The sequence below is a fragment of the Longicatena caecimuris genome, assembly GCF_018406465.1.
Taxonomy (GTDB): Bacteria; Bacillota_I; Bacilli_A; order Erysipelotrichales; family Erysipelotrichaceae; genus Longicatena; species Longicatena caecimuris.
Genome location: NZ_AP024510.1, coordinates 2,864,847 through 2,889,610 on the forward strand (window position 1 = coordinate 2,864,847; position 24,764 = coordinate 2,889,610).

General features: G+C 38.0%; 22 protein-coding genes. All 22 read right to left on the reverse strand.

All coding sequences use genetic code 11. The features are described 5' to 3' along the window. Window positions 1-25: 25 nt before the first annotated feature. Window positions 26-2,584 carry an RCC1 domain-containing protein gene (locus tag KJS44_RS13445; RefSeq protein ID WP_017144752.1) on the reverse strand — a complete coding sequence of 853 codons (2,559 nt, stop codon included), beginning with the start codon at window positions 2,582-2,584 and terminating at the stop codon, window positions 26-28. 224 nt (window positions 2,585-2,808) lie between these two features. Continuing rightward, window positions 2,809-4,974, reverse strand: a complete 2,166-nt coding sequence (locus KJS44_RS13450; protein WP_017144751.1) for an Ig-like domain-containing protein — start codon at window positions 4,972-4,974, stop codon at window positions 2,809-2,811. 96 nt (window positions 4,975-5,070) lie between these two features. Then, window positions 5,071-5,937, reverse strand: a complete 867-nt coding sequence (locus KJS44_RS13455) for an ATP-binding protein (RefSeq protein WP_008690538.1) — start codon at window positions 5,935-5,937, stop codon at window positions 5,071-5,073. Then, window positions 5,912-6,724 (reverse strand): hypothetical protein, encoded by an 813-nt coding sequence (locus KJS44_RS13460; RefSeq protein WP_008690537.1) that lies wholly within the window; start codon window positions 6,722-6,724, stop codon window positions 5,912-5,914. The genes KJS44_RS13455 and KJS44_RS13460 overlap by 26 nt, the downstream gene beginning before the upstream one ends. A gap of 2 nt (window positions 6,725-6,726) precedes the next feature. After that, the gene (locus KJS44_RS13465; protein ID WP_017144750.1) at window positions 6,727-7,440 is read right to left on the reverse strand and encodes a LytR/AlgR family response regulator transcription factor; all 714 of its coding nucleotides are present in this window, start codon (window positions 7,438-7,440) and stop codon (window positions 6,727-6,729) included. Continuing rightward, window positions 7,412-8,233, reverse strand: a complete 822-nt coding sequence (locus KJS44_RS13470) for a hypothetical protein (RefSeq protein ID WP_008690534.1) — start codon at window positions 8,231-8,233, stop codon at window positions 7,412-7,414. Before KJS44_RS13470 ends, KJS44_RS13465 begins: the two co-directional genes overlap by 29 nt. Before the next feature lie 2 nt (window positions 8,234-8,235). Then, complete coding sequence (locus tag KJS44_RS13475) at window positions 8,236-9,027, reverse strand: hypothetical protein (protein WP_008690533.1); 792 nt, start codon at window positions 9,025-9,027, stop codon at window positions 8,236-8,238. 566 nt (window positions 9,028-9,593) lie between these two features. After that, window positions 9,594-10,874 carry an SPFH domain-containing protein gene (locus KJS44_RS13480; protein ID WP_008690532.1) on the reverse strand — a complete coding sequence of 427 codons (1,281 nt, stop codon included), beginning with the start codon at window positions 10,872-10,874 and terminating at the stop codon, window positions 9,594-9,596. 42 nt (window positions 10,875-10,916) lie between these two features. After that, window positions 10,917-11,810, reverse strand: coding sequence for a TIM44-like domain-containing protein (locus tag KJS44_RS13485; protein WP_008690531.1), 894 nt, complete (start codon window positions 11,808-11,810; stop codon window positions 10,917-10,919). Between the two features lie 173 nt (window positions 11,811-11,983). Continuing rightward, on the reverse strand, window positions 11,984-12,886 hold the full coding sequence (gene ftsX, locus KJS44_RS13490) for a permease-like cell division protein FtsX (RefSeq protein ID WP_213540141.1): 903 nt from the start codon (window positions 12,884-12,886) through the stop codon (window positions 11,984-11,986). After that, window positions 12,879-13,568, reverse strand: coding sequence for a cell division ATP-binding protein FtsE (gene ftsE / locus KJS44_RS13495; RefSeq protein ID WP_008690529.1), 690 nt, complete (start codon window positions 13,566-13,568; stop codon window positions 12,879-12,881). Before ftsE (KJS44_RS13495) ends, ftsX (KJS44_RS13490) begins: the two co-directional genes overlap by 8 nt. 29 nt (window positions 13,569-13,597) lie before the next feature. Beyond that, a complete protein-coding gene (locus KJS44_RS13500) occupies window positions 13,598-14,998 on the reverse strand; it encodes a murein hydrolase activator EnvC family protein (RefSeq protein ID WP_008690528.1) in 1,401 nt (466 codons plus the stop codon). Continuing rightward, window positions 14,995-15,924 carry a permease-like cell division protein FtsX gene (ftsX, locus tag KJS44_RS13505; RefSeq protein ID WP_226896983.1) on the reverse strand — a complete coding sequence of 310 codons (930 nt, stop codon included), beginning with the start codon at window positions 15,922-15,924 and terminating at the stop codon, window positions 14,995-14,997. The genes KJS44_RS13500 and ftsX (KJS44_RS13505) overlap by 4 nt, the downstream gene beginning before the upstream one ends. Beyond that, window positions 15,884-16,573 (reverse strand): cell division ATP-binding protein FtsE, encoded by a 690-nt coding sequence (ftsE, locus tag KJS44_RS13510; RefSeq protein ID WP_008690525.1) that lies wholly within the window; start codon window positions 16,571-16,573, stop codon window positions 15,884-15,886. The genes ftsX (KJS44_RS13505) and ftsE (KJS44_RS13510) overlap by 41 nt, the downstream gene beginning before the upstream one ends. Window positions 16,574-16,781: 208 nt before the next feature. Further along, complete coding sequence (locus KJS44_RS13515; protein ID WP_008690523.1) at window positions 16,782-17,645, reverse strand: YitT family protein; 864 nt, start codon at window positions 17,643-17,645, stop codon at window positions 16,782-16,784. Window positions 17,646-17,799: 154 nt separating this feature from the next. Next, window positions 17,800-18,901, reverse strand: a protein-coding gene (gene prfB, locus KJS44_RS13520) for a peptide chain release factor 2 (RefSeq protein WP_119957497.1) whose coding sequence is annotated in 2 segments (ribosomal slippage) — window positions 17,800-18,828 and window positions 18,830-18,901 — 1,101 coding nt in all. Because the reading frame shifts where the segments join, the coding sequence is not laid out codon by codon here. Next, on the reverse strand, window positions 18,902-21,247 hold the full coding sequence (gene secA / locus KJS44_RS13525; RefSeq protein WP_008690519.1) for a preprotein translocase subunit SecA: 2,346 nt from the start codon (window positions 21,245-21,247) through the stop codon (window positions 18,902-18,904). Between the two features lie 151 nt (window positions 21,248-21,398). After that, window positions 21,399-21,596, reverse strand: coding sequence for a cold-shock protein (locus KJS44_RS13530; protein ID WP_008690517.1), 198 nt, complete (start codon window positions 21,594-21,596; stop codon window positions 21,399-21,401). Between the two features lie 294 nt (window positions 21,597-21,890). Further along, window positions 21,891-22,094, reverse strand: a complete 204-nt coding sequence (locus KJS44_RS13535; protein ID WP_008690515.1) for a cold-shock protein — start codon at window positions 22,092-22,094, stop codon at window positions 21,891-21,893. A gap of 26 nt (window positions 22,095-22,120) precedes the next feature. Next, the gene (locus tag KJS44_RS13540; RefSeq protein ID WP_017144766.1) at window positions 22,121-22,849 is read right to left on the reverse strand and encodes a ComF family protein; all 729 of its coding nucleotides are present in this window, start codon (window positions 22,847-22,849) and stop codon (window positions 22,121-22,123) included. Beyond that, window positions 22,780-23,928 carry a helicase-related protein gene (locus tag KJS44_RS13545; RefSeq protein WP_008690511.1) on the reverse strand — a complete coding sequence of 383 codons (1,149 nt, stop codon included), beginning with the start codon at window positions 23,926-23,928 and terminating at the stop codon, window positions 22,780-22,782. Before KJS44_RS13545 ends, KJS44_RS13540 begins: the two co-directional genes overlap by 70 nt. Window positions 23,929-24,047: 119 nt before the next feature. After that, a complete protein-coding gene (locus KJS44_RS13550) occupies window positions 24,048-24,764 on the reverse strand; it encodes a sugar phosphate nucleotidyltransferase (RefSeq protein ID WP_008690509.1) in 717 nt (238 codons plus the stop codon).

A 24,764-nucleotide genomic window follows, 5' to 3' on the forward strand; every position in this document is an offset into this window, starting at 1 on the left:
TCTTTCCATAAGATGGTTTTTAAGCTTACTTAGTCTTGCAAGGTTTCATCGTACTGTAAGAGCCATAATACTTTTTACCATCCATTGTCTTATAAGCTCTTACTTTTACATAATACGTCTTATTTCTTGATAGTTTTAAGGTTTTACTCGTACCACTTGTCACATACTTCAATTTTCCTTTAGCACTTGTGGCATAGGCTATTTGATACCCGCTTGCTCCTGTGGCTTTGGCTGTTACCTTTAAGCTTCCTTTCCCTGCCTTGATACTCACACTTGGTTTTTTAGGTACGATCTTAAAGCTCTTAGTGATTGTTCCACTATAGTTGCCTTTTCCGGTGATTTTTACTGTGCCTTTTCCGGTTGCTACATTTTTTCCATAAGACAGTGTGTAATCACGTCCGTTTTTTAAAGTTGTTTTTCCATATTTCACCGTTATGGATGGTTTGATAGCCTTTCCTGTATAGGTTCTTGTAGATAGACTGCTATAGCTTAATGTGGTAACACTTTGTTTACTAATTGTAAATGTCTTCGTAATCGAACCGGTATAATTCCCTTTTCCACTGATCTTTACCGTTCCTTTGCCGGGAAAAATATTCTTTCCATAAGAAACTGTATAATCGCGTCCATTCTTTAAGGTCGTTTTTCCATACTTCACGCTAATGGATGGTTTGATAGCCTTTCCCGTATAGGTTCTTGCGGAAAGACCGCCATAGCTTAATGTAGTGACACTTCGTTTACTAATTGTAAATGTCTTCGTAATCGAACCGATATAATTCCCTTTTCCACTGATTTTTACCGTTCCTTTACCTAAAGCGGTATTCTTTCCATAAGATACTGTATAATCTGTTCCATTTTTTAAAGTTTTTGTGCCATCTTTTATGGTGATGGATGGTTTGATTTGTCCACCTGAATAGGAATATTTACTTCCCATAGAACATGAAAACTTTTCAATGCTTCGTTTCTTTATCACAAAACTTTTTGATATGCTGCCTGTAAAGTTTCCTTTTCCTGTTATGATAACCGATGCGTTACCGGCATTTGTATTATTCTTATATGCGATTGTATAATCCGTATTATTCAGCAAGACCTTGTCACCGTATTTTACAGTGACAGAAGGTTTTATTTCTTTCCCTGTATAGGTCACAGAATTGATACTACTCATTGTTGCTTGTGAAAGACTTTTGACTTTCGGCAGTACGATTTTACTTGGTGTAGATACAGAGCCTGTATTCCCCAATAAATATCCTACATTTTCACCCCACGCATAAAGCTCACCTGTATACATCAACGCTAAAACAGAGTTGTCTACTAATTTAGCTTTTTTGACATTTGTTAAAACTTTTATTGGCTTAGTAGAATCCGTCTTGGTTCCATTTCCTAATTGTCCAAAATAATTAAATCCCCATGTGTAAACTTCTCCGTTTTTCAATAAAGCAAGACCGTTATTAATCGATAACTCAATAGATGCAATGTTTGATAATATTTTAACCGGCTTTTTTTGATTTCCCATTGTTTGCCCATTCCCTATTAAGCTGTCATTATTATTACCAAACATATATAAGTCATCATCTTTTGTAATCACTGCCGTAATATTTTGAAATAAAGAAACCGATTTTACATTATCCATGATCTTTACTGGCTTCGTTACTTCATATTCCATATCATTTCCATTACCAATTTCACCATAAAAGTTTTCACCCCACATATAAAGAGATCCATCTTTTTTAATAGCGGCAGAACGATTGTCGTTTATGCAAAAAGACTCTACATCACTCATGACTTTTACTGGTGTGGCTTGTTTCGTATTCGTTCCATTACTGATTTGCCCATTAGAATTATCTCCCCATAAGAATAAATCACCATTATTTTTTAAAACACCCCAGAAATGATCTTTTATGTCAAAGTCTGCCACATTATCTAATTTCATCTGACCATTTTCACCAGTTCCCCATAGGTATAAATTGCTCGTTGCAGATAAAGCACCGGTATAATATTTATAACTTTTATACTTCACAGCATTACTTATTAATTTTTTAGGTGGTGTGCTCGTTTTACTTCCTTGGCCCGTCATCGCAGATAAAGAATCACCGCCCCATGTATACAGATCGCCATTTTTCTTTATAGCAGCACAATCCGATCCCGGTATATAGGTTTTTACATCACTCATAATTTTAGTTGGTGTAAGTTTCTTAGTATCCCAAGATGCTGAAATACCCAAATCTCCATATCGATTTGATCCATTAGTATATATACTTCCATCTGTTTTTAAAATAACGGTTGACCTTTCTTTTTTTTCAACCGCCTTGACATCTCCCATAATGCGCGTTGGCACATGTTTGGCAGTCGTCGTATTGTCCCCTACTTCGCCATCCGTATTACGTCCCCACATATAAAGGCTACCATTTTTCGTAACAACTGCACCTTCCATACTATCTGAAGCATCAAAGTCAACAACTTGATATCCATCATCTTCTGCCGCACTTACTTTTAACAGCCCTAATGTTGTATTTTCCACATCCAATGGCAACGTCATACAAGATATCGACAATATACCTGCAAAAATACTCATCATAATCTTTTTCATCTCTGCTGATCCACCTTTCTTTATTAATCAATCATTTTTATTATAGTCGAATAAAGAGTAGATACCTTACGAAAAATGACATGGTGCTTGATATTTTTACCGTATAGAATATCCTTCATATTTTCCATAAAAATTAGCACTTGAAAAACCATATTAATTTAATAATTAATTAAAAAAACACTGTATCTACTTATGCTAAATGTAAATTCAGTGTTTTCTTATATTTACTTAGTCTTGCAAGGTTTCATCGTACTGTAAGAGCCATAATACTTTTTACCATCCATTGTTTTATAAGCTCTTACTTTTACATAATACGTCTTATTTCTTGATAGTTTTAAGGTTTTACTCGTACCACTTGTCACATACTTCAATTTTCCTTTAGCACTTGTGGCATAGGCTATTTGATACCCGCTTGCTCCTGTGGCTTTGGCTGTTACCTTTAAGCTTCCTTTCCCTGCCTTGATACTCACACTTGGTTTTTTAGGTACGATCTTAAAGCTCTTAGTGATTGTTCCACTATAGTTGCCTTTTCCGGTGATTTTTACTGTGCCTTTTCCGGTTGCTACATTTTTTCCATAAGACAGTGTGTAATCACGTCCGTTTTTTAAAGTTGTTTTTCCATATTTCACCGTTATGGATGGTTTGATAGCCTTTCCTGTATAGGTTCTTGTAGATAGACTGCTATAGCTTAATGTGGTAACACTTCGTTTACTAATTGTAAATGTCTTCGTAATCGAACCGGTATAATTCCCTTTTCCACTGATCTTTACCGTTCCTTTGCCGGGAGAAATATTCTTTCCATAAGAAACTGTATAATCGCGTCCATTCTTTAAGGTCGTTTTTCCATACTTCACGCTAATGGATGGTTTGATAGCCTTTCCCGTATAGGTTCTTGCGGAAAGACCACCATAGCTTAATGTAGTGACACTTCGTTTACTAATTGTAAATGTCTTCGTAATCGAACCGGTATAATTTCCTTTACCACTGATCTTTACCGTTCCTTTACCTAATGCGGTATTCTTTCCATAAGATACTGTATAATCTGTTCCATTTTTTAAAGTTTTTGTGCCATCTTTTATAGTGATGGATGGTTTGATTTGTGACCCCGTATAGGCACTATTGCTTACTGTAATGTTTGTTTTTGTTATGGATGGAAGAATAACCGTAACCTTTGCCTTTGCTTCCAACCCTTCCGGTGTTTTTGCATATATATAAGTATTCCCTGCATTTACAGCAGTTACTTTACCATTCTTATCAATGTTAGCTACTTTACTGTTACCTGTTCTCCACGTAACAGATCTAGATGCATCGCTAGGGAAAGTCGTCAGTTTGAAACTATAGGTTGCGTTTTTCTCTAATGTTTTTGAAACACAATTCAGTGCTATCTTTTCTGGTATCGTTATAACATTCATTCCTTTTTGTAGACATATAGTATATGCATAAGAATCTTTATAGCACCTTATAGACGCTTTCCCACATCCATTAAAAGTTGTTGATCTGACATCATCAACGAAATTTGTCACATGTTTCCCGATAGTAAGTTGTTTCATCTCACCACTATCATATCCGCTTAGCCAAAATGCATATTGAGAAATTGTTTTCGTATTATTAGGAACAGTATAAAATTGTCCTTTCGCATTCGGATAATATATGAGTTTTGAACAGTCTTTATTGAAAAGCACGCCATCTATTGTTGAAAAGTTTTGATTTCCCGCATCAACTTCAAACGCTTTTAGCTGTTTACATTTGCCAAATGTAGGTGGCATATTAGCAATTGCTACGCCAAAAGCAATATCTTTTAATGTCTTATTGATTTTTAATTTTTGAATATTAGAATCATAAAAGGCTCCAAAACCAATAGAAGTCAAACCATTGGTATCCAACGTCTGTAAATAACGATTAGAAATAAAAGCAAAATTCGCTATATCTTTTACTTTTGCTGGTACTATAAAGCTAGTTTCCGGTTTTCCTGCCGGATAGTATCGTAAGGTCGTTCCTTCTTTATCATAAAGTACCCCATTCTGACTAGAAAAATAAGCGTTATCTTTCGCTACATTGATTTGTTTTAACTTATTATATGCTTCTGCATATTTATCAGTGAGACCATAGGCATAACTTTTTATCGCCACCTCTTTTACAGGATAGCCGGCAATTTTTGCAGGTATCATAAATGCTTCTGTATTTTTAGGTAAGAAAACTTTTACATATGCATCTTCATAAGGTAAAAGCTCATAATAACAGCCTGTTGTTTCATCATATTGATAACCATCATAAAAATCATCTGCCGCTCTGCTTACCTCTGAAGAACAACGTGTTTTCCCCTCTATCGGCAACGTCATACAAGATATCGACAATATACCTGCAAAAATACTCATCATAATCTTTTTCATCTCTGCTGATCCACCTTTCTTTATTAATCAATCATTTTTATTATAGTCGAATAAAGAGTAGATACCTTACGAAAAATGACATGGTGCTTGATATTTTTACGATATGGAACCAATATTAACATTTTCCATAAACACGGTGATGCTTACCTCATGTCCCTTATCCTGAATAAACATATCACCATGATACTTTTCAGCTGTCCGCTGCAAAATTTTTAATCCTAGTCCATGCGGTTCACTCGTATCTGTTTTTGTCGTTTTCCCGCTGCTTTTATCAATGTGTAGATTGGCAGGTTTTGCGTTTTCTACCTTAACGATCAGCTGATTCATTTTTAATGCCGAAGTTATTTTTAACATGCGCTGTTTTTCATCAACTTGGCAATTTGCCTCAATTGCATTATCTAATAAGTTGGCATAGACACATATTAGGTCGACATATGCAATATTGAGCTGTTGCGGTATTTGCACTTGGATATCAAAGGGAATATGTAGGCTTTTTGCTAACAGTGATTTATTATACAGGATAGCATCAATCGTTTTATTATCACAAAAATCCACTTGATAAAGCTGTTCACTGTTGGCAATAATCTCATTTACCGCTTCATGGAATGCTTTTTCACTCATCTTTTCCGCATTCATCTGTAGATTTTTTAACATAAGCGAAACTTGCTCTTCAATGTCCTCTAACTGATTATCCAATTGTGCTTTCACCTTTTTGTGTTCTTCGGCATACTTTTGTTGCTTCTTCAACATACTTTGTTTTTTCTCTTCTTCAATGTTGCGAAGTATTTTACGAAACAAACAATATAACACGACGCAGGAAATAACCTGTAATAAGAATACTCCTGCATATACATACATATCACTTGTTTTATGCCATTGTCCAAATGCTAAAACAATGAAGATCAGCACTTGCATGATACCTAATAAACCGATTTCTTTATTCTTCATTAAAAATTGAACCATGTTGTTCCTCCTGATGTAACAGCATATGTGCTGTTTCCATATAGTTTTGTAAATCATGATGTAATACATGCTGGTACATTCGATTATCTTCACAATTTCTTAATAACAGTTCATAAGATGCATAAGATGCTTTCACCTTTTCTTGTCTTTGATACATAAGACTGACATGACGTGCTTCATAACAAAAGATGATAAAAAAGCCACTTTGGACAATTCCTGTTATAAAGTAGTTGATTTCGTTTTTCGGACAGCACAGTAAATAAAATACCGGTGCCAAAAAAATAGTAATCATTCCACTGGCACACAATAATAACAAATATTCCGGATTTCTGGAAGGTGATGTTTGAAAATATGAACGTAGGATTTTTTGTACAAGATAAGCAAAACCCCATGTAATCAGAAAGCATATGCCATATACCCATGGCTGTTTTAATAAGATAGTCATTATATCAATATGCAAAATATACATAACAATAAAATCGAACAAAAATTCCGGTACGAATAAAATCATAAGATATGAAATCGCCACAAATATGCGATATTTGATTTGGTCTTCAAATAAGAAAATAACAAAACCTAACATTACCGCATATGCAATCAGTGATCGCACAACTCTGTCACTTGATAAAAATGGTAACATATTACAAATCATAAAGAAGAGTGCGAAAACACCATATTGCCATGGTTTCCCTTTGAATGTAAGACAGCGATAGCAAAACCATACGAATACGATGTTTAACATTGTCTGGTAAAAGAGCTGAAAAGATGTAACTGATAATATATTCATAACTACACCATGCTTTCATCCATTAGATGATAAATTTTTTCTTTTGCGGTTTTTTCATAGCTTCGACTAACAGGCAATTCTTTTCCGTTTTTCATAATGATTTTATCTCTTGAAAAAGAGCGGATGTAATCAAAATTGATAATAAAACTGTGATGAATACGAATAAATAAATCCTCAGGTAATTGTTTCATGATATCATCGATCTTCTGATAAACGGCTTGTTCTTCATCACACATAATGATATTTGTTTTACGTCCTTCCCGTTCGATATAAATAATATCGGAAATGCTTAATAAGATAACTTCTTTTTTCCAATGGATCGGCAATATGTTGCGCTCTTTATTGTGATAATGCTTAATGGCTTTTGCCAGCGCTTTAGGAAAGCGATGTAAGGTGTTTTTTTTATAAATGAAATAGACATGGTCAACTTCATACACAAAAGGAGCGTATTCTAAATAAGCGCTTATAAATATAACTGCCGTATGTGGGTATACCCGCTTAACTTGTTTTGCTAGTTCAATACCATTGGCATTTGACAGGCGAATATCCATAATAAGTATGTCTATCGGCTTCCCTAATTTCATATGTTCTTGCAAACCTTCAGCATTCACATAACAAGTAATTTTATATTGTTCCCCTTGCAAATATTGTTCGCATAATGTTCGATATTCTTCCAATTGGATATATTCATCTTCTACTAATACGAGTTGCATCATCTTTCTTCCTCCTCTGTAATGTTTTGACTGTTTCTAATTGATTTTGCAAATCATGGCGAAAAAGTCGTACATATTCATCTCTTTTCTTTACATCGTTTAAATAATATTCATTCACTTCTGTATAAAATACTTGATGGTTATGTAATGCTAATTCACTCCTTTTCTTTCGCACATACCCCCATAGGGTAATCACACTTCCGATAAAGCAGGCCATTGCCAATACAAAACATATTCTCATATCATATTTATAATAACCGCCGATAATAACAAATAACGGGAACAATACGATCATAAAGAAGGCTAATAGAAAGATTATCCATAGGTACAGGTCGATTGATATGGAAAGATGGTCTTTTTTTCGTATACTGCGTGAACATAAGGCCATGCATGGGTATATCAAAAGAAGTGATAGAAAGATAACATCCGTATGCTCTGCATAAAAAGAAGCGATATCCCCTTTTAGTAGTAATAATACAAAGTCAAATGGCAATTCTGACAAGATCAACAGACAGCTGATTGCCAGAATGTGGAAAACATTTTGTTTTGCTGATCCTTTATAAAAGATATGTTGAGCGAAATACCAACAAGCATATGTAAAAATATTACGCATAACGACTTGATGAATAAGTATGGTTTCGGTAATCAGAGCTGCCACAGAGCAAATCATGATACATGCAGGCAAAGACAGTATCTTATAGTTTCGTTCTAGTAAAGAATCAAAAAAACAAGCAATGCCAATCGATAAGAGTACATTATAAATTAAAAAATTAAAAGATGTATCCGCTGTTTGCATTCCTATTCATCTTCCCTTCTTTTGGTAGTATTATCTTTTCTACACATGAGTTCTAATGCCGCTAGTTGATTTTTTAAGTCATGACGTAAGATCTGATTATATTCCATTTTATACTCCTTCATCTGTTCAACTTCTTCTAACATCACCTGGGTATTACTTTGCATTCGCTTGATTTGCAGCGTGCTGTCATAGTATTTTTTCAATACATAATGATTTAACCATAGCAGCAAGATTTCCATCATCAATAAAATTGGTGATTGTGCTTTTAAAAAATCTTGTAAGTAAATTAACAACGGTATAAAAAATATTAATAAGAAATATGATAAAAGCAACACTGTCAAATAAACATTTATGTGTAAAACCGCGTGCCGTCTTTTTCTTAAAAAATATGATACTAGCCATAAACCAATAAAATTCCAAAGCCCTAATAATGGCATGGTTAGCGGATACTGTTGTAAAAATACTTCAGGTGAATACGTGGTACAATTTATTACATAAAGATCCAAAGGGATTTCCAAGATAGGAACCATCAGCATAAGGATCACAAGAACGACCATTCTCCATAATAAACGGTCTTTATACAAGAAGCAGATAATAAAAAGCAAACTGCTAAAATATAAGAATTCGCGCATCAATAGTTCTTCATAAAAAATATTCATGATAACAATGGAACTGAACAAATTACAGATAAGATGGATGTACAGGGAAGTTTTTCCATATGCTCTTGTTAAAAGAGTATCCAGATAATAGGTGACGGCGAGTGCATATAAAAAATTATAAACAGCAACATTCATTTCTTACTCACCTACCCCGACTTCACGTATATATATTATCTCATATATCTCTTTTTAATTATGTCAAAAATTACATGAATCGCGATATTTTTACAATATATCCTTACAATTGCTACACTATATAGGAAAAGCGTTTAACCAATGAGAAGATGATTGGTAAACGCTTATCATGGTTGTTATCGGATAGCTTCTAATACAAAGAAAAAGCAATTTATCCGAGATGGAAAAATTCCATGTTGTTGTTTGATTATCTTTTTTTAGCTGTAGCTTATGAAGAGCATGCAGCACGTTGCTAATCAGTAACGTGATTGCGGTAATTGTGATATAAAAATAGTATTTAGAAGCATTCAGATTATAAAAATAGTCGATAAACCAGTATAGAAATAAACTGTTGAACAGAAAAAGATAACAATATGCCATCTTTCTTGCCATAATTAAATAACCGGTTTCTTACTCCATAACAACACTCCCCTATGTATGCTTTATGTATAGTATAGCACTTTTTTATTCACAGCTACATCGTTTTTTGTATGAAAAAGAAGTGCTGTTCACACTTCTTTTCGTGTTTATTTGTTTTTATTCGGGCTGCCACATTCTGGACAGAATTTCATATTCTCATCACTGGTATAGCCACATGCTTCATTACTGCAAACAAAACCTTTTGTTGGTTTTGGTTTTCCACATTCACTACAGAAGTTGCCGGAATTGACTGCTCCACAAGCACATGTCCATCCTTCTTCTTGCGGTTTCGGTTTTCCACATTCACTGCAGAAGTTACCACTGTTGACAGCGCCGCAAGCACACGTCCATGTTGGCTTAGATGAGGCTGGTTCCTTCTTCATAAAGAAAGGATTATCTTCTTGTTGCTGCATGCCGCTATACATATTAGCACCTTGTCCACCTGCTGCATTGGCCATTCCCATACCTAAGAATCCGGTAAAAGCTCCGGCTTCATTACTGGCTGCATTCTCCATAGCATTGGCCTGTGCGCCAGCAAGTCTTCCGGCTGCTACGCGAGAATCAGATAACATGATGGCATCATCGATGGTTTCGATACGTTTTCTGGATTCATCATCCGGTGTAACCTTAGAGATTGCGACAGCTTCAATTTCCATTCCCCGACGTTCACGCCATTCTTCATCGAGGGTGTCATTCATGAACTTCGCAATTTCACGCTGCCGTTTTGGCAGATCATTAAATTGGAATCCTTCATCACTACATTTTGCCAAAGCTTCATCCAATGCATTCACGAATTCTGCATCGCATTGTTCCATCAAATCAGCTTTTGTATAAACATCACGAATATTTCCACTGATGTTGGTATAGAAAACGATAGGGTCTTTGATCTTGAACGTATAAGAGCCAAAATAACGAATATAAATCGCACGATATGTTGGATCGTTATATGCCATCGGTGTCGCACTGCCAAATTTATTATCAAAGATTTCCTTTAAATTGATGAAATAAACACGTTGATCTTTACCGGCAGTACCACCCATTGTAAATCGTTTCCCAAACGTTTTAAAGGAATCCTTTAATCCCTGCCAGCCGTTATCAAACAAACTTGGCTCACTGGAAGAATCCCAGATAAAACGACCGGGTTCTACAGTAAAATCAACGACCTTACCGTCTTCCACAATCAACATTGCCTGTCCTTCATTAACCGCAATACCGCTGCCATTGGTGATGACATCCGGACTGCCTTTCGTGTTACTTCCGGCATCGACACGTTTACTGGCTTTTTTAACCAACACATCATCGCTTAATGAATCACAATAGAAATACTCCAGCCATTGATCGGCTAATGTTGTTTTCGCACTGCTGATAGCTGCTTTAATTAATCCCATATGCTTACCTCCTCCTCATATATTGGATATGTCTAAGTATGCTTACCATGGACTGTAACGGTTTAATACCCAACCAAAGTCACCATTGGTAATGATGGATTTACAATATTCACATTGTCCGCTGCTGGTCACCGTAGTAGGTGCTCCACAATTCGGGCAATTGGTAACGGCTGTACCTTCCTGTTCTTTTGTTTTTATCCCTTTCTTACGAATAAATTCAAGATTATAAGAACGATATACATAATCTGTTTTACTTCCTTCTAACACTTTGCCACTGTCATCATCGACAACATAATCAAGCAGGCTGGCATCTAACTTCACATGGATGATTTCATGTTCCTCATCACTGCTATAGCTGGCAATCGTAATGCCTCTGACATTCTGCATATTCATGTAATTGGTTTTATGATGGTCTATATATTCCTGTAATTGGCGATTATGAACATTGAACAAAGTATTACTTTCAAATGGGCGTACCTTATGCCAATCTTTGGCTTCCCATGCCTCTTGCAAGGTCAACCACACTTCACTTGCATAATTACGAAAGTTTTCGGCTGAGAATGCAGGATCTTCTTCCTGGATACGGGCAATAATTTCCTCTTCAAAGATACCTTCATTAGATTTAATGCCGGGATTGGCATAAGTATACGTATTGGCTGTTCCCTTTCCTTTTCGCATATTATATACGGCATATAAAACCAATAAGACCAGCACGACAATTCCTATCGGTGAACTTGATAGAAAGAAAATACCACTTAATCCACCGGAACCGCCGTAAGAATGGGAGTATCCCCCACCTCCTCCTGAGCTGTGTCCGCCACCGCCGCCACTGAAGGAATTTCCTACATCGGCATGAATAGGGGCAGTTATCAGAAAGCAGAAACTCAACAATAGCACTCCTATGACAGCTATTTTCATCACTTTTTTTCTATCCATACATCTGATCTCTCCTCTTCATTGTTCTATGTTGATTATAACAGACTCTTGACATTCTCACAATTCCCTTTCATGAACATCTAAAAATCGTAAGGTGCATAAAGAAAAGAGCATGATGTCCGGCTTCACCTTATAAGATGAATCATTTTATCATACTCATACTATTTTTTTGCTTAACGTTTCCAATGCAGATATTTCGTCGTTGATAAGAAACTGCCTATCAAACCTACCAACATACCAAAGCCTAATAAAGCGGCACAGATTTGTAAGGTGAATGGATATATCGGTTGTAAACCAAATAAGCTTGTGACGATTTGGCCGCCCAGCATTTCATATACATAAGGATAACCAAAATATGTAAAGATGCATGGTAAGATGGCTCCCAATAAGCCAATTAGAATACCTTCCAACATGAACGGAACTTTGATGTACCAATTGGTGGCACCGACATTTCGCATGATGGCAATTTCAGCATTGCGGGCATATATAGTCATTTTAATCGAATTACTGATCAGGAAAAGTGCCAAAAGAGTCAACAAGATGACAAAGATCAATCCGCCAAAACGGATGGAGTCAACCATGGACACCATCTTTGGTACACTGGTTCCACCATACATCGTCTGTTTTACATGATCCAATTGTTCTATCTGCTTACTGATAGCCGCAATGGTATCGGCATCCTTCACCGAAACAAAGAAAGCATTACTTAAGGGATTCTCTTTTCCCCGATACATTTTAAAATCTTCTCCATGCTCCTTGATCATAAGTTCCAATTCATGATCGGCATCAGAAAAGGTCACTTTTTTTACACCTTGTATGCCTTCAATGTCTTTTTGTACATTATCAATATCCGCCTGTTTCACCACATCAGGTTGCAACACAACATGAATGCGCAGATCATCTTCAATATTTTTTGTGAATAATGAAATATTACCTGCAATCATCAAAAAGGTACTAAACAGTAATAAAGTTACCGTAACAGCGCTGATGGCAGATAAAGACATGGCCAAATGGCGAAAGATACTTATAAAGGCCGTTTTTATATGCTTGGGCAAGAAACGAAAGAAATTACTCATGTTTCAAGTAGCCCCCCTTCATGATATCGGCTATCACGTAGCCTTCTTCCAGACAGATGGTGCGTTTTTTGAAACGATCGACAATGGTAGAGTCATGCGTGACCATGACAATGGTCGCATGTTCTACTTCATTGATTTTTTCCAACAGATCCATAATTTCCGCCGACATTTGCGGATCCAAGTTTCCCGTAGGTTCATCCGCAATCAGCACTTTCGGATGATTGGCAATAGCTCGACCGATAGTTGCTCGCTGCTGCTGTCCGCCGCTTAATTCATCTGGGAAGGCTTTGGCTTTATCCTGTAAGGAAACCAGTTCTAGCACTTCCCGCACACGGCGTCGAATATCTACTTTTTTCATTCCGATAACTTCCAATGCAAAAGCGATATTTTCAAAGATCGTCATGCGTGGCAAAAGTCGAAAATCCTGAAAGACAACACCGATATTTCTGCGATACACAGGTACTTTAGAGTGTTTTAATTTTCCGACATTAATGTTTTCTACCATAACCGTGCCGGAATTTGGTATTTCTTCGCCATCCAGCAGTTTGATTAACGTAGATTTCCCACTGCCGGTAGGACCAATGATATAAACGAATTCGCCGTCCTCGATGGTCAGATTGATATCACGCAGAGCATGAACTCCGTTTTTATATTCCTTTGAAACATTTTCTAATCGTATCATACGTTTCACTCCTGTCTTTTGGATCGTTCTTATCGATAGCCATATACATCTTCCGGATGCTCACGACATGGTGGGCCTTTTACGCTACACACATTTGCCAAACCGGCTGATCCCCAGCCATTGCCCCAGGCAAAATCCGCGGTTGACTGAAAACGGCTGATGGCAGTATCTATTCCCATATTACCGAGATTGATGACTTCTAAATGGCAATGCGGACCAGTTGTATTACCGGTATTTCCGCTTAAACCTAATAATTGTCCCTTACTTACCTTCTGTCCGGCGCGGACACTGAAGTTCTCCTGTGCCATATGGAAGAACGATAACGCATAGGTCGTTCCATCAACTCTTGTCAGCATCTGAATAGAATTTCCGGTGCCGGCTGGATACCCGGTCGTATTGCCGATATATCCGCTATTTGTTGAAACCGGATTATTTGCGTATAGAATGATTCCATTTGCCGGCGCATAAATAGGCGTACGCAAAGGAACTGCTACATCTAACCCTAAATGCACACCGCCGTTTGGATAATAGAAACTATTTGCTGAAATGGAACCATTGACCGGTTTGGCTAATTTGCCACTTGTCGTGAAATTAAAGGAACCATTTGGAGCATTTGTAATATTGATCATATTCTCTTGTATTGTTGAAATATCAACCTTTACTGAACGCATCTTTTCATCCAGTGCCTCTTCCTGTTTGCGGAATTTATCAAGCAGCACTTGTTTCTGTTTCCGCACTTCTTCAGCTTCTTTTTTGGCCTTTTCATTATTGCTTTTGGTTTCTTCTAAAGCTGTTTTTAAGCGAACTTTTTCACTTTTTTGTAAATTTTGTTCCTGTTTTTCTTCTTTGATCTTATCAATTTCACGCTGATCCTGTTCATTGATACGATTCAATCCATCAATCTTGCGAATCATATCTAAAAGATCTTGCGAGCCCATGATAATTTCCAAACTCATATTCGTACCAATCGTTGCTTGTTCATCCTGCATCCGCTTGATGATAATAGCGTTCCGTTCATCAATAGAACGTTGCAACGCATTGATTTTCTCATTTAGTTTTTTAATGTCCGAATTTATCAGACGAATGCTAGCCTCATTCATGGCGATTTTCTTTTCGATCGTCTTGACTAAGGATGCTTGTTTTTTTACCGCTGCTGCCAGTTTATCTATACTGTCATCTAATGCGCTGATTTGTTTTTTCAGACTATTGACTTCATTTTGCAGCTGTGTGCTTTGTTTCGCATAATATGTTTTAAACTTTGCACATTTTGATGCCATTTCTGAACTGCTTTGCGCGACACTGCAGCGTTTGACCCAGGCATCTTCATTTCCTTCAAATTCATTTGCCCGCAAATCTAATGTTGACTGGGAAGATGTCACTACCCAGGTACATAAAAAAGCTGCCAGTGTAATCTGTTTCCATTTTTTCATCTTCGCCACCTCAAATATTTTGTTGTCGCCAGAAAGCTTCCCGCAACACCGACAAGCGCTCCGCTGCCTACTAAGACAGCAGACAATTGTAGCAGGAAGGGATACAGTGGCTGCATCACAAACATACTGGATAAAAAATACCCATTCAGCATGTGATATAAAGTGCTATATCCGATCCACATCAAGACAATCGGCAGAATTGCGCCTATGATGCCGATGCACATACCTTCCATCATAAATGGCGTTTTTATATACGCATTATTTGCGCCCACAAAACGCATGATGGATAATTCGGTATTCCGTGTATAAATTGTCATTTTGATCGTATTGGTGATCAGAAATAAGGCAATCAGTGATAATGCCAAAACGAAAATAAAACCACTGCTGCGAATAAAAGAGAAGGTGTCAATCATATGCTGAATGCTTTCTCCTCCATATTCGGCTTTTTCTATACCATCAATTGCATTTAAGGCTTTGGTAACACTGGGAATTTTTGATGCTTCTTTTACCTCGACAATAAACACATTGGGCATAGGATTTTTATCTTTATACCGTTGAAAGACGCTGCCGCTTTCTTTGATCAGCGCATCCAGTTCTTCTTCTTTAGAGCTAAAATGCACAGCTGCCACATCTTGCATCTTGGCAATTTCTTTCTTCATAGCCGTAATGGCATCTTGATCGGCAATGGAATCAATCGCCACATGAATCTTTAAATCGCCTTCCACATGTTGCGTGAAATTTTCTACATTGCCCGCAATTACAAAAAACAGTGCCATCAGAAGCAGTGTTACACTGACTGCTGAAACACTGGAAATCGTCATAGCCATATGGCGCTGTAACCCTTTCAGCGCACTCAGCACATGTTTTGGCAGATATTTCACAAACTCAATCATGTTGTATGTATCCGCCTTTCTTTCTATCGGCAACGATAAATCCTTCTTCTAAGGCTATAGTTCGTTTTTTATATGCATTTACCAGTTTTTCATCATGTGTTACCATGACGATGGTCGTCTTTTCTACCTGATTGATCTTATCCAATAGTTGAATGATCTCAATGGATTTCTCCGGATCGAGATTGCCGGTTGGCTCATCCGCAATGAGTACCTTAGGATGATTGGCAATGGCTCTGCCGATGGTTGCCCTTTGTTGTTGTCCGCCGGATAATTGTTCCGGAAAGGCTTTGGCTTTATCTTGCAAATCGACCAGTTCTAAAACCTCACGGACACGACGACGGATTGCCGTCTTTTCCATGGCCAGAACTTCTAAAGCGAAAGCGATGTTCTCAAAGACGGTCATCTTTGGGAGTAAACGAAAATCTTGAAATATTACACCGATATTGCGACGATATAGCGGTACTTTCGCATGTCGCAGTTTACCGACATTGATACCATTGACAAATACCTCACCATCATCCGGCAGTTCTTCACCATCTAATATTTTGATGAGTGTGGATTTGCCACAGCCGGTTGGTCCTATGATGTAAACAAATTCACCGTCTTCTACTTCCAGGTTGATATCACGGAGTGCATGAACTCCATTTCTGTATGATTTTGAGACATTTTTCAACAGAATCATTCTATCACTCCTTCGCGTTTCATTATAACATAAATAGCAGTCATTTCCAAAAGTTTGCCGGCTGTAAAATTCTTACATTTCCTTAACGCCAATTTAATAAAGCAACCTAAAAAATAAAACAGTGCTGCGAATTTGAAATGCACTTCATAATTTGTCGATCTAACTTTATGGGTTCACTTCAATTCTGTCAGCTCTGCTTTTTTTACAATTATAAACCTTGCATATACGTAAAACCTTCTCCTTGTACCTCATTGACATCATTCACAATCACAAAGGCTTCCGGGTCTACATGGGCAATAATACGATCTAATATAGGAAATTGTTTTTTCATAACGACTGTCATAATCACCGGTTTTTGTTTCCTTGTATAACCACCTTCCGCATGCAAAATTGTTGTGCCGCGATTGATATTCGTATAAATTTCCTGCATCAGCTCTTCATATTTATCCGAAATAATCATGACGTTTTTAGCCTCATGGCTGCCGATGGTCATCACCTTATCAATGATCTGTCCACAAATCCAGACAGAGACTAGTCCAATCATGGCTGCTTCTATGCCATATGTACTGGCACCTAACACTACCGTAGCACCATCAATGCACATTACCAAGGTTGGTAAGGGAATATTAGTATATTTATTTATTACCAGCGGCGGTATATCCATTCCTCCTGTGCTGGCGCCTACACGATAGACTAAACCAATGCCTACACCGATACAGACACCGCCGTAAATACTCGCCAGCAATGCATTATTAGTGATAAATACATCCGCAAACAGTTCATGCGTTACCGTAATAAACAAAGGATAAACAATAGTACTTAAAATCGTCTTCATGGCAAATTGTTTACCTAATACAATAGCGCCTACGATAAACAATCCAATCGTTAATCCGTTAATTACTAAGGTGGCCGGCAGATGGAAAACCGGCTGTAAGGCTACGGCGATACCCGCTACACCTCCTGATAATATATCTGATGGCAAAATAAACAGATTGACTCCCAGGGCAATAATGAGATTCCCCGCTATTACTGATAGTACATCTATCAACATTCCATAGGTTTCTTTTTTCATGTTCGTGCTCCTTAACATCCCATCCGTTATTATATCACAGCAGTAGGACTTTTGTATGAGATATCGTTATTTTAAGGAAAGAAAAAAAGGGACACTTCCGCAAAGGAAATATCACCTTGTTTTGTGCACGTCAGTATCTTAATATAGAGAACATTTATTGAATTAACGTTTTTAAATAAGCAAAGATAAAGCCATCTAAATCACCGTCCATGACACCTTGTACATCACTCGTCTCATGATTGGTGCGATGATCCTTTACCATACTGTAAGGATGGAAGACATAACTGCGAATCTGGGAACCCCATTCATTCGCCTTAACTTCACCCTTGATTTCCGCCAACTTTGCCTCTTGTTCCTCAATCATCTTTTGATACAAGCGACTCTTTAACACACGCAATGCTTCCTCACGGTTCTCATGCTGACTGCGTCCGTTTTGGCAAGTTGCGACTAATCCGGTCGGTTTATGTACCATGCGTACGGCAGAATCCGTCTTGTTAATATGCTGACCACCGGCACCACTGGCACGTTTTGTTTCCACGATTAAATCTTCCGGTTTAATCTCAATTTCAATTTCATCATTAAATTGAGGCATGACATCCAAAGACGCAAAAGAGGTATGACGTCTTCCTCCGGCATCAAAAGGAGAGATACGCACTAAACGATGAACACCTTTTTCTGCCTTGAGATAGCCATAAGCCATATCACCTTCTACTAAGAACGTGATGGATTTAATACCGGCTTCATCCCCCGGCTGATAATCCAGCACACTGACTTTGAATTCGTGCTTTTCCGCCCAGCGAGAGTACATGCGATACAACATATCTGCCCAATCACAGGATTCGGTTCCTCCGGCTCCTGGATGCAGCTCTAAAATCGCACTGGAATGGTCATATTCATGTGACAACAAGACCTTGATTTCAAAATCAGCAAAGTTTTTTTCCATCTCCTGATATTCTAATTCAAAAAGTTCAAAGATTTCTTCATCGAAATCTTCCTTCAACAGTTCCTGTGTTTCATCAAGTGAGCTTAATGCCTTTTGTAACGCATCATAGCTATCCACAACATCCTTGATGGCATTTAACTGACGAATGACGACTTGTGCCTTTTGCGGATCATTCCAAAAGCTTTCTTCCAACGTTTTCGCTGTCAGCTCCTGTATTTTATAGCGTCTGGCAGTTAAGTCAAAGTGACTCACCAAGCTGTTTCAGTTTCGCCTGATGAGTGTTCACCCCCTGCCTGATTTCGTATAGTTCCATTTATGCTTCCTTTCTTTCGATTTGCACCTTCATAGCGAAGAAGACAACTTCACGGGCAATTCTTGCCTGCATTTCTTCAAACATCTCATAACCTTCTTCGATGTAGGCCTGCAATGGATTATTTTGTGCATAGGCACGCAAATGAATACCATTGCGCAGTTTATCCATCATATCGATATGCTCGATCCAGTTACGGTCCATATTACGTAAAACAATGGTTTTTTCAAATTGTTTAAATTCATCACGGATATCACTGATCTTATCATCATACAGCTGGAAAATATAATCGCTGCAATATTTTGCTGTTTCATCGGCATCTTTACCACGCAGATTTTCAACCTTTATATTATCTTCTGCCGCTACACCTAATACTTCCAGACCTTGACGGATACCATCATAATCGACATTATCTTCACGTTTTGAAGTATCAACGTTGGCATTGACAACATTTTCAATGACCCGATCAATCATATCGCGAACGATGCCATGAACATCTTCGTTTTCTAAGACAAAGTTACGCTGTTCATACATGATTTCACGCTGTTTACGCAAAACATCATCATAATCCAGCAATTGTTTACGAACGTCATAGTTATAGCCTTCGACACGTTTCTGTGCCTGGGTGATAGATTTGGTAACCATCTTTGATTCAATCTGAGCATCGCCTAAAGAATCAAACAGCTTTTCAAACTTCTCGCCGCCGAAACGAATCATCAATTCATCCTTTAAAGATACATAGAAACGAGAGAAACCAGGATCACCCTGACGACCGCTTCGTCCACGCAGCTGGTTATCAATACGTCTGGATTCATGACGCTCACTACCTAAGACAGCCAAACCACCGAGTGCTTTTGATTCCTCAGTCAGCTTGATATCGGTACCACGACCTGCCATGTTGGTCGCAACGGTAACACTTTTCGGACGACCTGCTTTGGCGATGATTTCCGCTTCTCGTGCATGGTTCTTCGCATTCAATACTTCATGTGGAATGCGTGCTTTTTGTAACAGCTGATGTACCAGTTCACTGGCTTCAACGGAAATCGTACCGACCAATACCGGCTGGCCTTTCGCATACAATTCTTTGACTTCTTCGATCAACGCATTGAATTTCAAGCGCGGATTGGCAAAGATGGCATCCGGATAGTCTTCACGGATAACCGGACGGTTGGTTGGTATCTCAATAACACGCATGTTATAAATATCTAAGAATTCTTCTTCTTCGGTTTTGGCTGTACCGGTCATACCAGCTAGCTTATCATACAGACGGAAGAAGTTCTGATACGTAATTGTCGCCAAGGTTGTTGTTTCTTCTTTAATCGGCACACCTTCTTTGGCTTCAATCGCCTGATGTAAACCATCCGAATATGCACGACCAGGCATCGTACGTCCGGTAAAGGTATCGACGATAACGATCTCATTATCCTGAACGACATATTCTACTTCGTTTTTCATAATGTAGTTTGCCTTTAAGGCCTGCGTAATATGATGAACCAATTGCGTATGTTCAATATCATATAAGTTCTTGATCTTAAAGTAGCGTTCTGCACTATGAACACCCTTTTCACTCAGCATGATTTGACGTGTTTTTTCATCAATTTCATAATCATCGCCTTTTAAGCGTTTCGCAAAGGCATCTGCCTGTAAATATAAGTTTGCTGTTTTCTTCGCCCCGCCACTAATGATCAATGGTGTTCTGGATTCATCGACCAGAATGGAATCGACCTCATCGACGATTGCCACATGCAAGCCGCGCAATACACGATCTTTAACATCTGTAACCATGTTGTCACGCAGATAATCAAAGCCTAATTCGGAGTTTGTCGTATAGGTGATGTCGCAGTTATATGCTTCACGTTTTTGTAATGGTGATAAAGGACGTGAGTTTACCCCAACGCTTAACCCTAAGAAACGATAGATCTGTCCCATCCATTCTGCATCTCGACTAGCTAAGTATTCATTGACGGTAACTACATGTACACCTTCCCCAGATAATGCATTCAGATACACGCACATGGTTGATGTCAAGGTCTTACCTTCACCGGTCTTCATCTCGGCAATGTCACCGCCATGCATGGCAGCAGCACCCATGATCTGTACCTTATAAGGGAATTCGCCAATCGTTCTGCGCGCAGCCTCACGAGCTACCGCAAAAGCTTCCACCTGCAGATCCTCCAGTGTTTCCCCTTTGGTGTAACGTTCTTGGAATTCCTGTGTCTTTCCCCGCAGTTCATCATCACTCAATGCCTCCATGGAATCTTGCAATGCAATAACCGCATCGGCAATTTTCTCCAGTTTGTGCAATGTTTTCTTTTCGCCGTTTAATAATCGTTCAATAAAATTCGCCATGAAAAACCTCCACTATATGTATTTGTCATATTTTCATACGTTTTCACTATTTTAATCGTGAATATTTATACAAATTACCTTTTCTATTGTAACACAAACTTGTCATGGATACACCATAAAAAAACAGGCTTCTGCCTGTTTTCACACTTTTTTAAAGTTTTACGATGTTGTGAGCCTGAAGACCTCTTTCTGTTTCAACAAGTTCAAATTCAACCTTTGCGTCAGCATCAATTGTTTTGAAACCTTCCATCATCAACTGAGAGTAGTGAAAGAATACATCTCTGCCATCTTCTAATGTGATGAATCCGTATCCTTTCTCTTGATTAAACATTTTAACTTTTCCTTGCATTCTTAAATCCTGTACCTTTCTATGCGAACCTTACTGCATAGTAAAATTATAAAGACATTTTATTGAAAAATCAATGAATTTAGTACATTGTTTTGTAAAAAAATCGTCAGTTTTTGTTGGAAGTACAACGATTTTAAACATTTTTTCAAAAATGTATATTTTTTACACACAGCTTTTGTTCCTTTTACAAATCCTTTTCATTTCCAATACAATCCAAATGGATTGTATTGTAGCAATTTAAGGTGATCTACCTTAAAGAATCCTATGTTTTTATGTTACGCTAAATCTTAAAAATTAAGATGAACAGACTTCGACATTACGTGCCTGTAATCCTTTCTCTGATTCTACTGCCTCAAAGGTTACCGTCTGACCTTCTTCCAGACTCTTGTATCCATCTTGTAGAATTTGTGAATAATGGACAAAGACATCTTTGCCATCCTCACTGGATATGAAACCATATCCTTTTTCTGCGTTAAACCATTTTACTTTACCTTTCATTCACTTCACCTTCCTGATTTCAACAATCAAAGTATAGAGAATCGCATACGTTTTAGCAAACCTTTTTCATCGCAGGATTCGACAAAAAGAGGATGTGCTGCCAGTACCAGCGCCTCTATTTTATATGTATGCGGCAAGAGTTTTCGGTATGCACACAAGATCGTAGAACCACTTGTGCATACATCATCAACTAGTAATAAGGGCTTTTGGGGCAAAGAAACATCACTTCTTCGTTGTATTACCTGCGAAATAAGAGCCCTGTTTTGCATATTTTGTAAGGATTGTTTGTGATTGCTTGTCTTATAAAAGGGTTCAATGATCTCCAGCTTACAGGCTTTTAGCATCTCCCTTACCGGCAAGAAACCGCGTTCCAACATCTTCTCTTTACTGGAAGGCATTAATACAATGGCATATTGTCGAAATTTGTCATTAAGTTCCTGCATAACTTCATGAAAAAACACAGGACGCAAAGCGATATCCCTACCTTCTTTAAATTGAAAGATCATGTTTTCTAAAAAATCATTGTAACGATACAACATAGACAATTGCAGTGAGTCCAACTTCGTGCTCTTGCATAAGGGCTCCAACTGTTTTCGACATGCCCCGCATAAGAAAGAAGAACGTTTTACATAATGAAAGATATCTTCTTGTTTATGTACATTCTGAAAACATAACAGACAATGCTCTACAATGTCTGATTCATCTTGTGAATGGCGATGGAGCAGCGTTTGATAGAAGTGGTTTTGTGGCTGCATAAAAACACTCCTTTCCCTTTCGGCATTTCGATGTTACGACCAACACGCCCAATCATTTGGATGAGACTGGCCTCTTGAAAAATGGGATGATCTGCACATAGGATCATCACATAAATACCGCGAATGGTGATACCTCTTTCTAAAATGGTCGTCGTGATTAAGAAATCATATCGTTTTTCATGAAATTCATCTATCACCTTTTCTTTCTCTTTCGTTTTTGAGGTGAATACGGCACAACGATGTGTCAGTCGTAAGAAACGATACAATGTATTCGCCATATGTATCGTCGGGACAAATACCAAAGTCTGTATGCCATCATGTTTTTGTTTACGTAAAAAACAAAGCATCCAAACCATCTGCGCAGCTTTTGGCATCTGATACACCTGCGGTTCTATCAATGGATAGCCATGTGGACGCTGAAACAATTCCACCATGCAAACTTCTTGCCTTTCCACCCTTCCCAGCATATCCTCATCCGGTGTGGCTGTGAGCATGAGCTTTTGTCCAATGCACGCATGCATCGCAATTGCTTCCAACAAAGCATTATCACGATAAGGGAACGCATCTACTTCATCCATAATGAGCAAATCAAACCAGCCATGATAGCGATATAATTGATGCATCGTACAAATAATCAAATCTCCATCCGTGATATCCGTAAATCCTTCACATACCGCAATGACCTGTAGCATAGGAAATGCCTGCTGCATGCGTTCCTGTATTTCTAAGACGACCTGTCGTCGGCTGATCGCAAAGCCCACCTTCTTTCCCTGGCATAAATACCATTGTATTGCTTCCATTGTTAATTCTGTTTTACCGGCTCCGCAAGCGGCATACACTAAAACATCTTTGCCTTCTTTCAGGTACTGCATAATGGAGGCAACTGCGATTTGTTGTTTTGGTGTTAAGGGATAGGACAGCGTGTAGTGACACTTACATCGTCTGCGCATGCATGGACGCGTTATTGGTTCCTTTCCGACATCTATTCTGCCAAATCCAATGCATTTACGACAATACCAGACTCCCTCATCTTGATAAAAATAGTTCATGTCCTCATTTCCGCAACGTTGGCAACGCATAAAAACCACCTCACTATGTCATACGACACAACTTGGTGGTTTTCCGTGTTTATTCAAATATTTTCATATTTTTCTAGTAAATAATCTCTTATTTATAAATTTTACGTTTCGCAATGTCATCACTTACGCATGGATTTCCAATAACGATCATACGTCTCCACGATTTCTTGATAATCTTTCATCGTGTTTAGATCACCGCCATATTTGCGATCCAATTGATAAGCGTCTACCTCGACTTTTTTTACTACCTCTTGTAACAACTCTTCCCATTCCCCATCAAAGCGCTTCTTTTCCTTCTCATGCAGATGATTCAAAGTTTCTAATAAGATCATCTGAGCATCCTTACGCCAATAACTGACACCAAGCAAGGACAATACTCTACGTTCTCCTCGATCGATATGAAATCCTTGAATATGGTGCTGTTCATCCACTTCAACTACGCGAACAGGCGCTCCATTGGGACGTTTCAGCATCGTATAAAACGTGGTATGTGTAAATGCTTCTTTAAAAATATTCTTGAATAAGACCGTATCTCCATGAATCAGCCAACATTCATTCAATTGTTCTGCGATTAAAGCAAGGGAATGGATATTATTGTATTCACCATACGCCGTATTATACAGGATATGAATAGGATAGTTCTTTTTCAAAATAGAAAAATCTTCATGCCGATGCCCGGTAACAATGGTAATATCGCGAATACCTGCTTGTAATAAATACTGAATAATCTGTTTGATTACCATAGTTTGCCCGATGGTAAAAAAAGCTTTATTTTTATATTTTGTCAATTCTTTAAAACGATGTCCCACACCTGCAGCTAAAATTACTGCTTTCAT

Bases quoted from the DNA above. Each gene is read 5' to 3' on its own strand.
- KJS44_RS13445 (WP_017144752.1), bottom strand. From the start codon at position 2,584: ATGAAAAAGATTATGATGAGTATTTTTGCAGGTATATTGTCGATATCT.
- KJS44_RS13450 (WP_017144751.1), bottom strand. From the start codon at position 4,974: ATGAAAAAGATTATGATGAGTATTTTTGCAGGTATATTGTCGATATCT.
- KJS44_RS13455 (WP_008690538.1), bottom strand. From the start codon at position 5,937: ATGGTTCAATTTTTAATGAAGAATAAAGAAATCGGTTTATTAGGTATC.
- KJS44_RS13460 (WP_008690537.1), bottom strand. From the start codon at position 6,724: ATGAATATATTATCAGTTACATCTTTTCAGCTCTTTTACCAGACAATG.
- KJS44_RS13465 (WP_017144750.1), bottom strand. From the start codon at position 7,440: ATGATGCAACTCGTATTAGTAGAAGATGAATATATCCAATTGGAAGAA.
- KJS44_RS13470 (WP_008690534.1), bottom strand. From the start codon at position 8,233: ATGCAAACAGCGGATACATCTTTTAATTTTTTAATTTATAATGTACTC.
- KJS44_RS13475 (WP_008690533.1), bottom strand. From the start codon at position 9,027: ATGAATGTTGCTGTTTATAATTTTTTATATGCACTCGCCGTCACCTAT.
- KJS44_RS13480 (WP_008690532.1), bottom strand. From the start codon at position 10,874: ATGGGATTAATTAAAGCAGCTATCAGCAGTGCGAAAACAACATTAGCC.
- KJS44_RS13485 (WP_008690531.1), bottom strand. From the start codon at position 11,810: ATGGATAGAAAAAAAGTGATGAAAATAGCTGTCATAGGAGTGCTATTG.
- ftsX (WP_213540141.1), bottom strand. From the start codon at position 12,886: ATGAGTAATTTCTTTCGTTTCTTGCCCAAGCATATAAAAACGGCCTTT.
- ftsE (WP_008690529.1), bottom strand. From the start codon at position 13,568: ATGATACGATTAGAAAATGTTTCAAAGGAATATAAAAACGGAGTTCAT.
- KJS44_RS13500 (WP_008690528.1), bottom strand. From the start codon at position 14,998: ATGAAAAAATGGAAACAGATTACACTGGCAGCTTTTTTATGTACCTGG.
- ftsE (WP_008690525.1), bottom strand. From the start codon at position 16,573: ATGATTCTGTTGAAAAATGTCTCAAAATCATACAGAAATGGAGTTCAT.
- KJS44_RS13515 (WP_008690523.1), bottom strand. From the start codon at position 17,645: ATGAAAAAAGAAACCTATGGAATGTTGATAGATGTACTATCAGTAATA.
- secA (WP_008690519.1), bottom strand. From the start codon at position 21,247: ATGGCGAATTTTATTGAACGATTATTAAACGGCGAAAAGAAAACATTG.
- KJS44_RS13530 (WP_008690517.1), bottom strand. From the start codon at position 21,596: ATGCAAGGAAAAGTTAAAATGTTTAATCAAGAGAAAGGATACGGATTC.
- KJS44_RS13535 (WP_008690515.1), bottom strand. From the start codon at position 22,094: ATGAAAGGTAAAGTAAAATGGTTTAACGCAGAAAAAGGATATGGTTTC.
- KJS44_RS13540 (WP_017144766.1), bottom strand. From the start codon at position 22,849: ATGCAGCCACAAAACCACTTCTATCAAACGCTGCTCCATCGCCATTCA.
- KJS44_RS13545 (WP_008690511.1), bottom strand. From the start codon at position 23,928: ATGCGTTGCCAACGTTGCGGAAATGAGGACATGAACTATTTTTATCAA.
- KJS44_RS13550 (WP_008690509.1), bottom strand. From the start codon at position 24,764: ATGAAAGCAGTAATTTTAGCTGCAGGTGTGGGACATCGTTTTAAAGAA.